The sequence below is a fragment of the Shewanella sp. MEBiC00475 genome (assembly GCF_005234075.1).
In the GTDB taxonomy this organism is placed as follows: domain Bacteria; phylum Pseudomonadota; class Gammaproteobacteria; order Enterobacterales; family Shewanellaceae; genus Shewanella; species Shewanella polaris.
The window spans coordinates 556146-571432 of record NZ_CP039928.1 but is presented as its reverse complement, the minus strand read 5'-3'; the positions used below and the strand labels follow the sequence as shown (position 1 = coordinate 571432).

The window sequence follows — 15287 nt, the reverse complement described above, 5'->3', positions numbered from 1 at the left end:
CCGGACGCTCACTTTACAACTTTGCACATGAAGGAGTCCATACTCAATATGGTAGATCACACGATGCAAGGTTAGAAGCTATTTCGTTTGGTGCAGTTGAAAGTTACAGGGAAAATTTAAAATGATATCAATCAAGTATTTGATTATTATTCTGGCCGTAATTAGCTTCTGCGTTTGGCCAAGTAATTATAAGTCTACTTATATAACAAGAGTAAATGCAGCAAGCTACGATGTAGAAATACAAGTTAAAGCAAGTGAAATATATGGTATGTACCAAATTGATGTAAAGATAGGAAGTATTCCAACAAAATTTCATTGTTTAAAATTAAATAAAGTAGATCTTGGTATTTATGGTGATAAAGGGCCAATAGCTATTACCCCTTTAAATTTGAGTTCTGACGGTGATTTATATCATTCTTTTTATTTGCAAAAGGATAATTTGGTAAGAACAAGTATTGGGATAAACTATTCCAATACCTTGAGTGGAAGCCAATGTGAGCATTTGTCTTTGAATGCGTTTATTGTTGAGTTGTCAGCTTGGAAAACAAGCAATTCGGATGTTTTACAATTAGATTAGGAATAACCTATAAAGTATTCAGCTGAAAAGTATATATAAAACAATTTTTAAAGGCTCATAATTATTGACTTTTTTCAACTTCAGGAATAAAGTCAATCTTAGTTAGCAATTGCAGACTTTGAAGGTGCAAGCCTCTGCAAGCAAATGAATTTAAACGACTATTTAAACTATTTAATTCGAGAGTCTGGGTTCAAATCCCTATCCCTCCGCCACATTCAAATAAAAAGGCCTTATCGAAAGATAAGGCCTTTTTATTTGGGCGAAAGATAGGACTTTGAACCCAAGGGTTCCTCTTTGTTACAAGCAAGCTATCCCTCCTCAAGATCCAAGATCAAATACGAATCGATAAATACAGGGCCTTTTTGTTGGGCGAAAGATAGACTTTGAACCCAAGGGTTCCTCTTTATTACAAGCAAGCTATCCCTCCTCAAGATTCAACTAGTAAGGCATCTCAAAGATAAGGCCTTTTTATTGGGTGAAAGACAGAGTGTCAGACTTGGGTTAGAAATTTTTTGTAAAACGTATATGTTGTTCAGTTGATTAGATTTTTGGTTGACTCTCTAGTTGACTCAAATGTTGTTTCACTAGTTTAAGCATGGCTTGCGCCGCAAAAGATAAATGTTTTTGTTTACGCCAAAACAGCGATAGTTCCCAACGTAAATCCTCACTGGCTAAGGGAATATTAACAACCGCATCGACTCTGTATCGTTCAGCAATAATTTTTGGCAGTATCATTACCCCTATGCCAGCGGCCACCAGTGCAATACCAAAATCGGCATGGCTAACACGAGTGATATTTATCGGTTTAAATCCTGCCTTTGCACAAGCGGCTAATACTAGTTCATATAGGGCGTATTCTGGTTCAAACATCACCTGAGCTAATTGATTCAGTTCACTTAACTGTAGGGTATTTTTACTCGCTAACTCATGAGCTGCGGGCAGTACTACCACCATTGACTCATTACGAACGCGAATACCATCAAACTCATCTTCGAAATCAATAATGCCAGTCGCAAGCTCTATTTCATCTTTGTGTAAGGCTACAGTTTGTTCTATCCCACCGCGTACCAGTAACTTCAACTCAACATTAGGATATTGCTGCCTAAACTTTGCTATCACAGGGGCAAATAACTCAGCACTTCCAAGCGGCGCTAAACCTAGCCTTAGCGTACCACCACTTAAGTTACGTAAACTATCGAGCTCAGCCATCATGAGTTGGCGACCTTCCAGTAACGTTAATGCATGTTGATATACTACTTGGCCAGCTTCAGTTAACCGTATTTGTGAGCCGCGTTTACCGCGTTCTAGCAATACCATACCAAGTTCTTCTTCCAGTAGGCGTATCGCCTTTGAGAGGGCCGGTTGAGTTACAAATGCTGTGTGACATGCTTTAGCGAAACCGCCAGCATTAACAACCTCAATGAAATAGTGCAGTGCTTTAAGATCCATTACCATAACCAAAAGTGATGTAGTCAATCATTAATATTCATTTTTTTTATCAATTAAGCAAGGGTAAACTCTTTGTATCAACTAAAAAACCATGTCGTGAAACCAAATGTTATCTCTACTGAATACCCATAACACTTATATAAAGTGTAAAACAACCTTAATTATCCAAGTGAGTGGTTTATGTTTATTTGCTTGGTTATGTCAATTGGCAGCTCACTCCGTTCATTCTATTATTCCTGGCAGTGTTATTGGTTTGGGAGTGTTATTAGTCTTATTGTCTTGTAAGTGGATTCCCGAAAAAATTGTTAATCAAGGTTCAGCATGGTTAATTGGTGATTTGCTATTATTTTTTATCCCCCCTGTAGTCGCTATGACCAAGTATAAATTAATACTCGAAAGCTATGGTGCTGAGTTGATTATATGTATGTTATTGGCTAGTACGAGTGTGTTATTGGGGACGGCGTTTATTGTCGATAAGCTATTTAAATTTGAACGTCAGCAACGTTTAAACAACATTACATCTCAGCGTTTACGTGCAGTTTAAATTGAATTGAATGGGTAGTAGCAATGAATAGTTCATTATTAGGTGCTTTGTGTTTATTACTCACGTTGGTAGGTTATTATTTTAGTAAGCGTTTGTACTTACGTCAGCAGCGCATTTGGTTTGCCCCCATCATTTTAGCACCTACTATTATTTTGTTGACTGTGGTGATATTTCAAATTCCATTAGTCGATTATTTTCAATTTACCCATTGGCTGCCTGCGTTATTAGCGCCTGCGACAATTGCTTTTGCGGTACCCATTTATAAAGAAAGGGCTCTGATTAAGCGTTATCCATTAACCATAAGTGTTGGTGTCTTAGTGGGGTTATGTTTGGGCATTGGCTCATCATGGTTGATTCTCCATTTCACTCATATGCCGGCAGAACTATCTAAAAGCCTAATTGTAAGATCTGTGTCAACTCCCTTTGCTATTGAAGCAACAAGTGCATTTGGTGGCGTCCCTGAATTAACCGCAATGTTAGTGTTAGTGACAGGTATTATGGGAATGCTCATTTGTGACCCTCTTTTTAAAGCTGCCAAGATAAAAAGTAGCTTGGCACGAGGAATATCATTAGGCGCATCAGCCCATGGTGCTGGAGCAGCTAAAGCGAATCAAATTGGCCGAGAAGAAGGCGTTGTCGCAAGTTTAACGATGATTTTTACTGGTATAGCCATGGTGATCACCGCGCCTTTATTCGCGTTATTGTTTTAACTCATCATTGATTGATTTAAGGTGTGATTGTAAGCAGGGCTTTGTAAAACTCATTTATTTAAACAATCATTTTAAAATTGATTGAGCCATTCATCACTATTGGGTCCAACCACACATTGATTGTTAACTCTCATTGCTAAACGTTTCATACAAAGGGACGACACATCCGAGAATCCCGTTGGTGGAAGAGTTCGTACTGATTCAACAATGGCACACCAATGAGGCTGTTTCTGTTCCGCAAGAGTGTAATAAACCCACTTACCTGATTTTTCTTGAGTGAGTAGTTTGGCTTTGTAAAGTATTTTTAAATTCCGCGATACATTGTATTGCGTCTCTTTGGTCACATCCATGGCTTCAGCAAGCGTAATTCGTTGGTCAACATGTATTAGTAGCCAAAATAGACGCAGCCTATTGGGTTCGGCGAGTGCTTTTAAAGCATCTATATATTGTTCATTATCCATCAGCTTTGCTTTTTTGTTCGTGAGACTGACAATCATTATAACAACTCCAATTAAGAAAACGATACCTGAATAATCAATATAAAAAGCAAGAGTCAGACAATAAATATAACAAAAACAAAGGGAAAAAATTCTGAACTTATGAATTGCACCATGCCGAATAAATGAATCAACAAGAGGTTTTTTGTTTAAATATGATTGAAACCCAAAGTAAGTACCTAATGGTAAGGCCTAGAAATGCGAAACACTTGCTAATTCTACTAAAATTGACCATCGAATTATTGTGATTATAAAAGACCACATACATAGTATTGTGGCAGTTAATAGCTACGAATTTGTTAATTATTAATTCACTTCAAATGCATTGGAAGTATACTGTGCGAGCTCTTTACCGTTTATGGCTACAATGTGTTAACGATTCATTGGGAATGTTTGTGAAAAAAGCTACAAATTGAGTTTGTTCTGCGACAAATTATGCTGTTTGTTCTGTATAAAATAAACTGGTTACTGCAAAATTGTTTGAATTTCGAGCAACCAGAGGTTTTATGTAATCAACTAGCTGTTTTATTGAGGTGGAGACATTTCAGAATTGAATTTGAACTATTTAAATAATGATATGGGGATGATATTGATATGGTATTGTTGCTTTAAGTTATTTAGTAATAACAAACATAACTCAGCAGCAGTTCTATATAATCCACTCGAACTATGTTCTATCACTAATGATAAAAACCTATCACTCCAGATTAATATATGTTGTTCTAATAGATTTTTCGTTAGGTTATCATTATTACATAATTCTGATTCTAAACAATGGACTACGACAACCAGCATCACTCCAAAATGATCAAGAGGTTCATTTTTAGGTAAATTTAATAATATATTATTATTTTTACAAAAATTAGCAAAGGCAAATGTTGATTCACCAAACAAACGATTATCATTACTCAAATAAACTGATCCCCATGGATAAGCAAGTTTACCTTTAGGATTTATGAATAATGCATTAAAATCTTTTTTTAGTAATGATAATGATGAGTTTGTTGCTAATAATTTTATTTTTAAGACTTTTTCTTTTACTTGTTCATTTAAAGATAAATCATCTATCAAGAAAAAATCTGAATCTAATGATAATAAAGAGGTAACTAAATCCTCATCTATGCATTTATAAAATATGTTTGCTAAGACATCAAATGCTTTCGCCATTGAATTAATGTATGTATCATTTTTATAATATTGTGCACTTTCCATAATGGGCTCTCAATGATTCAACTTATTAATAAGTTTATTTAGATTATTAATTAAATTAGAGTGTTATGAGCTTTACCTTGTATTTAGATATAAATAAATGATCTGTTTAACATGACGTATAAAGTTAATTTATTAGTATTTCGTTGGTTCAATTATTATTGTGTCATTAAGTTGGATGTCTTGTAAGGTTATGCTCGACCAGAAATAATATAAAAATTGCAATACATCGATGATAACAATCAACCAAAAACACCAACACGAACACTGGTGTTTTTGGTTCGTTAATGTTTAACCTCTTCGTTTTATAAACACTGTAGTCGGTCCAGTTCCTAAATCCTGATGACCGTCTCCAGTCATGCTCGCACCTGGTAACTGTAATGCTTCGGATTTATCCATTACGTCTAAGACTTGTACTGGGCAACCTCTAACACAAAAAGGTTTTTCTCCTTCAGCTAATCTGTCTTTACACATATCACATTTGGACATAATGCCACGTTTGGTATCAAGCATCGGTGCATCATATGGACAAACCAAACTGCACATTCCACAGCCAATACATAATTGTTCGTCGATATAAACAATCCCATCATCACCTTTTATCATTGCTCCTGTAGGGCAGTGTCTAACACAATTAGGATTTTCACAATGGTGACAGGATTTACTTAAAAATACGGCAATATTCTGTCCTAATGCGTTTGTTGTTTCACCTTGAGAAACAACTCTTCTAGTTATAAATTCATTCGCCTGTTTACCTGCTTGACATGCAACTGTACACGCTTCACAACCAACACAGTTTTCTTGGCGAAATACAAAAACTTTTTGTTCTGTCATAAGAAAATTCCTTAATGATTATATTTACACCAAAGCGATATCTACACGTGCTGCATGGAAGACTGAGCCTGAATTCATGTCACTTAGCTCGCTACTGGTTAACTGATTTATTGAGGTCCCATTACCATTTTTATTAAGTTTTTTCCAACCGTTTTTCCAAACAAATAGTGTTCCAACAGGAGTCATGGGCTCTACTCTTGCCACATATTGAATTGAAACATTACGATTCCCATAACGACTAGCAGTTAATTTGACATTAGCACCATCGTTGATCCCTTTTTTATTGGCATCAGTAGGGTGGATATAAACGGTATGCTGAGGGAATGTGTCTTTGATGTATTTAACATTAGCCCATTGAGAGTTACTTATTTTTGCGTGAGCAGGCGATATTAATCTGAACTCTCGGTTTTTCTCTGAGTCAGTCATGCCTTTATGTTCAACATCATCACTTTCAGGATTACCTGTATCTATAACGGGATTGAATTTTTCGGCGTCAAAATATGTACCACTAACATCTTTAAATTCGACTTTTCCACTCGGAGTAGGGAAGTCGTAGTCTTTACGGAATGGGTATGGAACAATAGGACTGTCCCAATATTTGACTAATAACTCGTCGTAGCTGATGTTTCCTTTCCAAGTGCCTCGTAAAATTTCCTCAATCGACTGACTAAATGCAGCGTCATCAAATCCCATCGCTTTTGCTAACTCATTAAAAATAACTGTATCTGGTTTTGATTGATGCAAAGGCATAATCGCTTGAGCACTATGCTTTGCGTAATAACATTGATAGCTATCAATTAGGTTGGCTTGTTCAATATAACTTGAGGTTGGTAATAAATAATCGACATAATCCATGGTATCGGTTTGGAATAAATCAATACCCACTATGAATAGATCATCACGCATTAACCCAGTTTCGATTAAATCCGTATCAGGCGAAACTGTCATAGGGTTACTGGAATAAACTATTAACGCTTTAATTGGATCACAAGGTTTACCATAAGCAAGTGGTCCTACTTGACCATCTTCATGTTGATAATCTTCAGGAAGTAATGATTTTCCGAGTTCATTGATACTTACCGTATCTCTAGTGGCACCTTCTGGAGTTAACTCAGGTGAATTGCTATAGTTCCAATCAAATAAACTTCCAGCTTGTGTGTTTAAATAAACAACGCCAGCTCCGACCTTACCTATGTTTCCTGTTAATGCAGCTATCGTTGGAATCGCTTTGACCATTCGGCCACCATTTAATGATCGCTGTAAGCCATAACCAATACGGATCATTGAACATTCTGCACCGGCATAAGCTCTTGCAAATGCTTCATATTCGCTTTTAGTTACACCAGTTTCTTTTACTATTTGTTCATGTGTAAATTCATTTAAACGTGCTAATAATGCATCATAATCTTGGGTGTGAGCATCAATAAATGCAGAATCTTGAAGGTTTTCTTCAATAATAATTTTACTGATCCCAACGACTAACATTGCGTCTGTTCCAGGTGTTGGTTGTAACCAAATGTCTGCTTGGGATGCCAGTGGCGTTCGGGCAGGGTTTACAACTAATATTTTTGCTCCGTTATCACGTGCTTGATTAATAAATTTTAAATGATGAATGTTAGTTGCTTGTTCATTCGTTCCCCAAGAAACAAAACATTTAGTATTAACATAATCTTCAGGACTTGGGCCTGAAAATTCACCCAGAATTGAGCTCATACCTGAATAACCAGCACTAGCACAAATATTGCGTTGTAAATATCGACCGCCTATTCGATTGAAAAATCTATTTGCCCCGGAAGTTGCTGCAATACCACTATATCCAGAGTAAGAGTATGGAAGAATAGAATTCCCACCATGAGTATTTATTATATCGTTTAATTGATCTGCTATTTCGCTAAGAGCGTCTTCCCAAGAAATTGGTTCAAATGTAGCTCCAGGTCCTCGAGGACCGACTCGTTTCATTGGTTGTTGGATTCGATCGGGGCTATATACTGATTGTAAATAAGAATGTCCTTTAACACATGGTGTTCCAGCTGTGACAGGATGATCAATATTACCAGTAATTGATGTTGCAATACCATCCAGAGTACTTACCATTAAACTACATCTATCACCACAGTTACGTGGGCAAGTAGTATGAAATACTCCATTCGCATCAGGAATAGTTAGTTCTTTTTCTTCTTCTATTATTTCTGGCGGGTCAATTGTCGTTTCATCAATAGTTTCATCGTTATTATCAGAGCATCCTAAAATACTTGCTGAAAATGCAAATGCACTACTACCTTTTAAAAAGCTGCGTCTATTCATTCCCATGTCAAACTCCTTATTGTTATTACAACAAAACAATAACAAGGAAAAGGTGGAATTGAAAAATAACTAACGAAATATGTCGTGAAGATCTTACTTTCTAATAAAATACGATAGTGTTCTTAATTTTCGTTATTGTAATTACTGATTCTAATATTTTTTAAATTATAATGCTCTAATATTGATTTGTTAATGTTTTTCTCTAGTGTTGAAATTGAAGGTTTAAATAAATTGCGTTTTTTATTTTTTTGTGTTTCACTATTAAAATCAGTAGCTTAATGGGTTTATTTTTATTTTTTATGAAGTGTATTTTTATTCTATTTTTAATTTAGATTTTTTAAACTGTATATATAATTATAATCTTAAGTAGGTATTTAAGTATCTTTTGAGATAGTATCTTACTAAGGTATGTAAAGTTGTGATTAAAGTCTTATATATATTTCTATGATCGTAATTCTGTACAAAATGTCTACTTTTATGTTTGTAGATCATATATAATTAAAAAAATTAACGTTATCATTAATGTTTTTTACTAATTTGTTATTATTGGTTTTTATAATAATTTTAATGGAGGCTTTGTGTGTTGACAAATAAAATTAAGGAAAAGTGGCGTGCAGCTAAATTAGAAAGTGCTATTGAAAAAGCATTAAAAAATGAAGATGTCTGGCTTAAGTCATGTTGGTTAGACCGAACTCGACCAACTGAATCAGTTCTTCCTATTGCTAGAAAATTGTCTATGATTGTAATTAAGGATTTTAAATATTTAAATGATATTAAGGAACAACTAAATCAGAAAGAATTAATATCACTATTCTTTAATGGATTTAATGTATTGATTAATCGAAGTCTTGCAGGTGATATATTGATTAAAACTGATTATGCTATTATTTCATTAGCAAGAGAGTTTTCTAATAATATGGATAAATCGCATGGTCAAGAGTTGAATACGCAAGCTGAATGTATTATTAGACTTGCACACAACTGGGACGAACATAATCGGAGGTTAAAACAATTTTCTAATGCTCGCTTTACCTTTTAAAAAATTAATTATTAATCGCAAATCTTATATTTGAAAATTAAGTTGCTTTTACATTATTCTGTTAATTGTAACTAAGTACTATTGGTTTTAATTGTGCTTTATTATAAAAACACTATCCGACTCAATGAATTGACATATAATTTAAACGAGAGAATTTGTCCGTAGCAGTTAAAAGTATTCATAATGGTCTTTCCTGTATTTAGAATAATTAAACATCCTCAATTTTAAAAGTGATGTGCGAACAGTTCTTTACTTTTTTCTAATGTATTTCACTCAATATCATTATTTCATGTCCTTTTTTAAAATGTGAATTTAGGTAATTTAAGTTTGATATTATATTATTAAAATTTAGACGTTATAATATTATGCTTATTGATTGAGCCATTCGTCACTATTGGGTCCAACCACACATTGATTGTTAACTCTCATTGCTAAACGTTTCATACAAAGAGATGACACATCCGAGAATCCCGTTGGTGGAAGAGTTCGTACTGATTCAACAATGGCACACCAATGAGGCAGTTCCTGTTCCGCAAGAGTGTAATAAACCCACTTACCTGATTTTTCTTGAGTGAGTAGTTTTGCTTTGTAAAGTATTTTTAAATTCCGCGATACATTATATTGCGTCTCTTTGGTCACATCCATGGCTTCAGCAAGCGTAATTCGTTGGTCAACATGTATTAGTAGCCAAAATAGACGCAGCCTATTGGGTTCGGCGAGAGCTTTTAAAGCATCTATATATTGTTCATTATCCATCAGTTTTGCTTTTTGTTTGTGAGACTGATAATCATTATAACGACTCCAATTAAGAAAACGATACTTGAATGACAAGCATGAAAAGTAAGTACCGATGAATCTGCACCAGAAAACAAAGCAAACCAGAAAAAAGGGCAGAAAATTCCGAGCAATGCAATATTTCGACCTACTTTTGTCTGTTCGGACCATTCTGCACCGTTAAAAAGCGCTAACAGTAATTGATACATTTGACTATAAGCGCACCATTTACTTATACCAGATAACATCTTGCTTATCGTTTTGACGAATAAAATTTGTTGCATTAGAGGCCTCTCTTATCGTTCAAGGATAAAATTATTGGCGCAATGGTTAAAATAAAGTCTATCTTTTTCGCTCGTACGTTCTTCTACTGCATGTTCTAATATTGCTGGTGAAAAACTGTTTTCACTTGCATTGATTAATGCTGAAAAAAATAGAAAATTAAATTCTGGATGGCCTTGAACCGTTAATACTTGCTTTTTATATCGTGTTAGATAATTGGGACAAAAATCATTTCCGGCGATAATATCAAAACATTTTGCAGGCCGAACAACTTGATCTTGATGGATGGCTAATATTGATATTGTTTCTCCAGCGTGTAGTTGTTCAAAGTCTTGGCGTAATGTCACTTCATAAGCACCTAACCCCCAACCAGCAGGCGAGCGCATGACAACACCACCTAATGCATGATGGATCATTTGATGTCCGAAGCAAATGCCTAGAAGTTTTTTCCCACTATAGAAAATATTGCGAATAAATAGTGTTAGCTGTTTTATCCAGTCAAGGTCATCATTTACTCCAGCGAGACTTCCACCGATGATGTAACCGTCATAATTATCAATATCACTTGGCAATTCTAGTTTTTGATAAACGTTCAAAACTGTCACCTTTGCGTCACGTTCCAAATTCAATTGATTTTTAAGACAACTTGGGTAATCTCCAAATTTTTCCGTTAAGGGAGTTGGTACATCACCACATAACAATATTCCAATTTTCATAATCAACTCTATAAATGAGACATTAGGATAGATAAGACTCATTGATTTCATGTGTAATAATTAATTTGTACATGTAAAAAATGAGTCTATTAGGAATAACCAACAATCACTTCGTTAGATGTTAAATAACATATTGAAATAATAGGCCGCCGATAATGGCTGTTGTGAGTATAATTGAGACGAACGCAACAACGGCTTTTGGCTTTAGCACTGCAGAAACAAGTGCAATTTCTGGAAGACTCGCACCAGTTCCCCCGATAATAAGCGCCATAGCTGGACCCATACCCATACCTTTCACAATCAATACTTTAAGAAGTGGAATAGCCATTTCGATACGTAAATATACTGGAACCCCAATTACTGCGGCAATTAAGATCGAAAACACATTGTCTCCACCGACATACTTTTCAACGATATCTGCAGATAAGTATGCTGCAGACACGCCACTGATCAGAGCACCAAGCAATACATAGGGGATGATTTTTTTGAATAAAGCCCACGCAAAACGCAGTGCATTAGTCGATTTTGAGGGGATTACGTCAACCATAGTGAGTGTAGCTGAAGAGTCACAGCCACTATTTATACTGCCGCATGTTTGTGCTGGTTGTGATGTAGCACAGCTTTGCGTTTTAGCTATTGATGCTGAACAACGTGGTGGGGCTGTTTTGGTTTCTAACTCGCCCCCGCGCTTAATTTCATTGCGCCAAGGTGTTTTGGTAATAAACCATCCGCCAAAGATTGCTGCAAATAAGGTAATCGCTAAGTAACTCAGTGTCACTTTTAATCCGAAGGTGGCGAATATCATGGCCAATACAATAAAATTACAAAGCGGTGCTGAAATCAAAAAGCTTAAAAGGGTACCTAATGACACACCCATAGTTGCCATTCCCATAGTAACAGGCACAACAGAAGCGCTACAAAAAGGTGTCAACATTCCAAATAGAGCACCCAGTAATGGTCCCCATTTTTCATGTTTAACAAGTTTTTTTTGTAACTTATCTTGTGGAATATATTCACGCATAAAGCCTGTTAAAACAGAAACTACAGCTATAACAATAATTAGTGCCCCTCCTACATGAATGAATTCATTCAATGCAATTGTAATTTTATTTATATCCACGTTGTTGCCTCTTAAAAGTAGAATTAAGTACAAAATGCAATGTACGATCACTTGCGCAAGTATGCAAGTGTTGTTTAGGTGTATTAGTCAACTTTATAATTTGTTTGAGACATAGTTAATTATTCTTGGTGGGATTAGTGAATTATCCCGCGACTTTTGCTCCGTTCGGACCACGGGTTTTTCTGGACTCATTTATAAATTGGGTGTGTGACTATCAATATTTATTTTGATTTGCACATTTGATTATATGAGATTTTTGTTCTGAGTTAGTTGGTATCAACTGAGTTGTCGTTATTCAAGTGCTTGCAAGTATTGATGACTATCGTCAATAAGGTAATGTAGCCAGAGAAAATTTTATATATATATACTTATATTTTTTGTCATTACCTCATGGTGACAAGTCTTTTATCTCAGAATCAATTTGAATAACGTTGGGTAAAAACAGAGCTGTATTAGTTAATGAAATATCAATATAGGTTTGTTTAATTTATTGAAAATAGAGGTAATTTTTTAATTACCTCTAGATAAACAGTAGTCAATCAACTTAATAGTATCAGCTAATCGTATATTTGAGTTGTCAAATCGTGTGGGTTAATGGCCTCAATATTTACAAGATGATTGCTATATCATCAACGGCAAAATGTATATAGCAATCAAATATTTCGGTTTCAAATGCTTTGTTTGTAAGGTCTGTAGTTAGTTGCGCTCGTTACTATTTTGTTATTTTCGAGCAAAGCAAACTTGATTTCGGCTACTATTTTTAGCTTGATATAATGCGACGTCGGCATCTTTAAGGGTTTCATCGAGAGTCTGACTTCCATCGTTTAATCCACAGCCGATAGAAATATTGATCGCGCCATGTAAATTAGTCCAACCTTCGACTTGCATATTACCCACGTTAGAACGGATTTTTTCAGCAACTAACTCAACCCCTTTAATATCAGCATCAATCAATATAATAGAAAATTCTTCTCCGCCCATTCGACTGACTAAATCGACAATTCGAATCGATTCTTTAAGCGTCTGGCTTACTGCTACTAACACTTTATCTCCCATAGCATGACCAGCGGTATCATTGATTCGTTTGAAGTAATCAATATCTATCATTAAGATCCAAACTTGTTTATGAGTACGTTTTATTCGTTCAATGGCTTCTTGTCCAAAATCAAGAAATTTTCTTCTATTCGCCAGTCCTGTTAGGTTTTCACTCATGGCTGCAATTGATAACAACTGTTCGCCTTTGCGACGCTCAATATCGACTCTTTCTTGAAATATTGCTGAGATACTCACCATCAAAATGATAAACCAACATATTGTGACAACATAGAGACCAAACGAATCGATGCCAGCAGAATTAAGTGATTTGACCAAAAGGTAGCCAAGAATACTTGGAATAGCATATCCACAAATGGTTTGTAACCTAGCTATTCTTCCACCAAATATAAGGACTGAGTATTGCTTTTACCGCGCCAATATTTGCTGTTAACGCTAACGTGGCGATTGAAAAAGCAACACCAGTGGAAGCCGTTAATAGTGACATTTTTCCATAAAATTCGTCTAGTCCATATGCATAACCAGTAATGGATATCATGGGTATGGCTAAAGTGATGAAAGCAATCAGTTGAGCGGCAATGAGTTTCTTAAAGTGGTATAACGTGAGGCTAAAACCCAACCCAAAAAACATCAAAGCGGAATTAATCCCTAAGCCAATGGTTTTTAATAATTCCTGGTCAAGTAATACTTGGCTATAGAATGGGGTAATGAGTATCGATACATTTGAATTAAAAATAAAATCTGAGATGTTTGCTACTGTAATGACAATGACAACAATCCCAAGTAAATACTGCAGCTTCTGATTTTTTTATTCAGAGTGGATAGCAAACTTAGTCCAATAAAAATCATGCATATTGCGGTTAACGGATTAGTAGCGGGTCCATTTTCCATTGGTCTATATAATGCTTCAATGCCGAAAAGATATCCAAATATTGATATCATTCCCAAGATCAAACCGACAGCCCCTAAAGGTTTTACTAGGGACTGATAAAACCCAACTAAAACCCAAGGTTTGTCATTTTCTATTACGGGTAACATATATGTGCTTTTTCCCAAATATTGTATCTAAAATCATTGAGTATCATTTCAACAGTTAATTGCCGGCATTTAACACGATATTTAAGTATTATCTTTATCTTATTGATTATATTGATAATTATATGTTTAGTGCTTCAGGTTATACTTTACCGTACTTTATAAACACACGCTTCTAATGGGGCTATCTGTTTCGTGCAAAGGTAAGACAACTTAAATTCTAACTTTGAGTTTTTACACTTATTGCTATAAATATTCCTGTTTAATACGCTTTTAGCCAATTATCTGTCCTAAACGATCATTATCTATAATAATTCGAGATGTTCTATTTTGAATATTTTGTTGCAGAATATGACCATTTATTAAATTTAAAAATCAGTTTGTTAAGTATGCGTACTAACTTGTCTTGCCAATTCTATCCTAATTTTATTCCGAAGTGCGGTGCTCAGAAAATTAAGCCGTGAATAGCTTTATAATCACCCCCTTTTAGGTTGGCGATAATGCACGCTAACTAATAGTATGCAGTGAGTATGATACTAATAGAGTTCTTCTGAGGTAAATGTGAGTAAATTACCAGATGATGACTTCTAGTCGTTTCAGGCTTAACGATTTAATGTGTAAGCTTTGTTGCTTATGGCAACAATATACTGTTAATTAGAAGTGACGAAATGATTTAGATGTAGATGAATGTCATTTAATAAAGGATAGCGCTAATGTGGTTACAACGAGAATTAATACTTAAACCTCAGCGACGAGGATTTCATTTAATTACCGACGAAGTGATGACATTACTGCCAGAGCTGAGATCATTGAATGTTGGATTATTGCATGTGTTTATTCAGCACACTTCAGCATCATTGACCATTAATGAAAATGCTGATCCCACGGTTCGCGGTGATATGGAGCGGCATTTTAATGTACTCGCGCCGGAAGATGCACCATACTTTAAACACACTTATGAAGGAGCTGATGATATGCCTGCCCATATAAAGTCGACCTTGATAGGCGTGAGTCAAACAATCCCGATTACTAACGGACGCTTTAACCTTGGTCTTTGGCAAGGGTTGTATTTATGTGAGCATCGAGACCATGTTTCTGCGCGCACCATTATTGCCACACTGCAAGGTGAATGATTCAAAAAGGT

The 15287-nt window shown here is 35.4% G+C and carries 16 protein-coding genes; 5 read left to right on the top strand and 11 right to left on the bottom strand.

What is annotated here, in order from left to right:
• Positions 1-121 precede the first annotated feature (121 nt).
• Entirely contained in the window at positions 122-577 is a 456-nt protein-coding gene (locus FCN25_RS02470) for a hypothetical protein (RefSeq protein WP_137221682.1), read from the top strand.
• A gap of 540 nt (positions 578-1117) precedes the next feature.
• Here FCN25_RS02470 and FCN25_RS02465 read toward each other — a convergent pair.
• Entirely contained in the window at positions 1118-2026 is a 909-nt protein-coding gene (locus FCN25_RS02465) for a LysR family transcriptional regulator (RefSeq protein ID WP_137227307.1), read from the bottom strand.
• 106 nt (positions 2027-2132) lie between these two features.
• Here FCN25_RS02465 and FCN25_RS02460 point away from each other — a divergent pair, with 106 nt between their 5' ends.
• Entirely contained in the window at positions 2133-2570 is a 438-nt protein-coding gene (locus FCN25_RS02460; RefSeq protein ID WP_137221680.1) for a CidA/LrgA family protein, read from the top strand.
• A 23-nt stretch (positions 2571-2593) separates the two neighbouring features.
• Complete coding sequence (locus FCN25_RS02455) at positions 2594-3280, top strand: LrgB family protein (RefSeq protein WP_137221678.1); 687 nt, start codon at positions 2594-2596, stop codon at positions 3278-3280.
• Positions 3281-3351: 71 nt separating this feature from the next.
• Here FCN25_RS02455 and FCN25_RS02450 read toward each other — a convergent pair whose 3' ends face one another.
• The 4 genes from FCN25_RS02450 to FCN25_RS02435 form a co-directional block, all read right to left on the bottom strand.
• Positions 3352-3777 carry a helix-turn-helix transcriptional regulator gene (locus FCN25_RS02450; RefSeq protein ID WP_254693710.1) on the bottom strand — a complete coding sequence of 142 codons (426 nt, stop codon included), beginning with the start codon at positions 3775-3777 and terminating at the stop codon, positions 3352-3354.
• 561 nt (positions 3778-4338) lie between these two features.
• Complete coding sequence (locus FCN25_RS02445; RefSeq protein WP_137221676.1) at positions 4339-4989, bottom strand: molecular chaperone; 651 nt, start codon at positions 4987-4989, stop codon at positions 4339-4341.
• A gap of 288 nt (positions 4990-5277) precedes the next feature.
• Positions 5278-5820 (bottom strand): 4Fe-4S dicluster domain-containing protein, encoded by a 543-nt coding sequence (locus FCN25_RS02440; RefSeq protein WP_137221674.1) that lies wholly within the window; start codon positions 5818-5820, stop codon positions 5278-5280.
• Positions 5821-5844: 24 nt separating this feature from the next.
• On the bottom strand, positions 5845-8130 hold the full coding sequence (locus tag FCN25_RS02435) for a molybdopterin-dependent oxidoreductase (RefSeq protein ID WP_137221671.1): 2286 nt from the start codon (positions 8128-8130) through the stop codon (positions 5845-5847).
• Between the two features lie 574 nt (positions 8131-8704).
• Here FCN25_RS02435 and FCN25_RS02430 point away from each other — a divergent pair.
• On the top strand, positions 8705-9163 hold the full coding sequence (locus FCN25_RS02430) for a hypothetical protein (RefSeq protein WP_137221669.1): 459 nt from the start codon (positions 8705-8707) through the stop codon (positions 9161-9163).
• A 369-nt stretch (positions 9164-9532) separates the two neighbouring features.
• Here FCN25_RS02430 and FCN25_RS02425 read toward each other — a convergent pair whose 3' ends face one another.
• The 6 genes from FCN25_RS02425 to FCN25_RS02400 all read right to left on the bottom strand — a co-directional run bounded on the left by FCN25_RS02425 (position 9533) and on the right by FCN25_RS02400 (position 13739).
• Positions 9533-9919, bottom strand: a complete 387-nt coding sequence (locus tag FCN25_RS02425) for a helix-turn-helix transcriptional regulator (RefSeq protein ID WP_137221667.1) — start codon at positions 9917-9919, stop codon at positions 9533-9535.
• Entirely contained in the window at positions 9919-10221 is a 303-nt protein-coding gene (locus FCN25_RS02420; RefSeq protein WP_137221665.1) for a hypothetical protein, read from the bottom strand. The genes FCN25_RS02425 and FCN25_RS02420 overlap by 1 nt, the downstream gene beginning before the upstream one ends.
• Positions 10222-10233: 12 nt before the next feature.
• Entirely contained in the window at positions 10234-10935 is a 702-nt protein-coding gene (locus FCN25_RS02415; protein WP_175405816.1) for a type 1 glutamine amidotransferase, read from the bottom strand.
• 121 nt (positions 10936-11056) lie between these two features.
• On the bottom strand, positions 11057-12055 hold the full coding sequence (locus FCN25_RS02410; protein ID WP_167495989.1) for a permease: 999 nt from the start codon (positions 12053-12055) through the stop codon (positions 11057-11059).
• A gap of 720 nt (positions 12056-12775) precedes the next feature.
• On the bottom strand, positions 12776-13426 hold the full coding sequence (locus FCN25_RS02405; protein WP_137221661.1) for a GGDEF domain-containing protein: 651 nt from the start codon (positions 13424-13426) through the stop codon (positions 12776-12778).
• Positions 13427-13475: 49 nt separating this feature from the next.
• Positions 13476-13739: a hypothetical protein gene (locus FCN25_RS02400; RefSeq protein ID WP_137221659.1), complete on the bottom strand. Its 264-nt coding sequence runs from the start codon at positions 13737-13739 to the stop codon at positions 13476-13478.
• A gap of 1117 nt (positions 13740-14856) precedes the next feature.
• On the opposite strand from FCN25_RS02400, the gene FCN25_RS02395 reads away from it, so the two are divergent.
• A complete protein-coding gene (locus FCN25_RS02395; protein WP_137221657.1) occupies positions 14857-15276 on the top strand; it encodes a secondary thiamine-phosphate synthase enzyme YjbQ in 420 nt (139 codons plus the stop codon).
• The last annotated feature ends 11 nt before the right edge of the window (positions 15277-15287 follow it).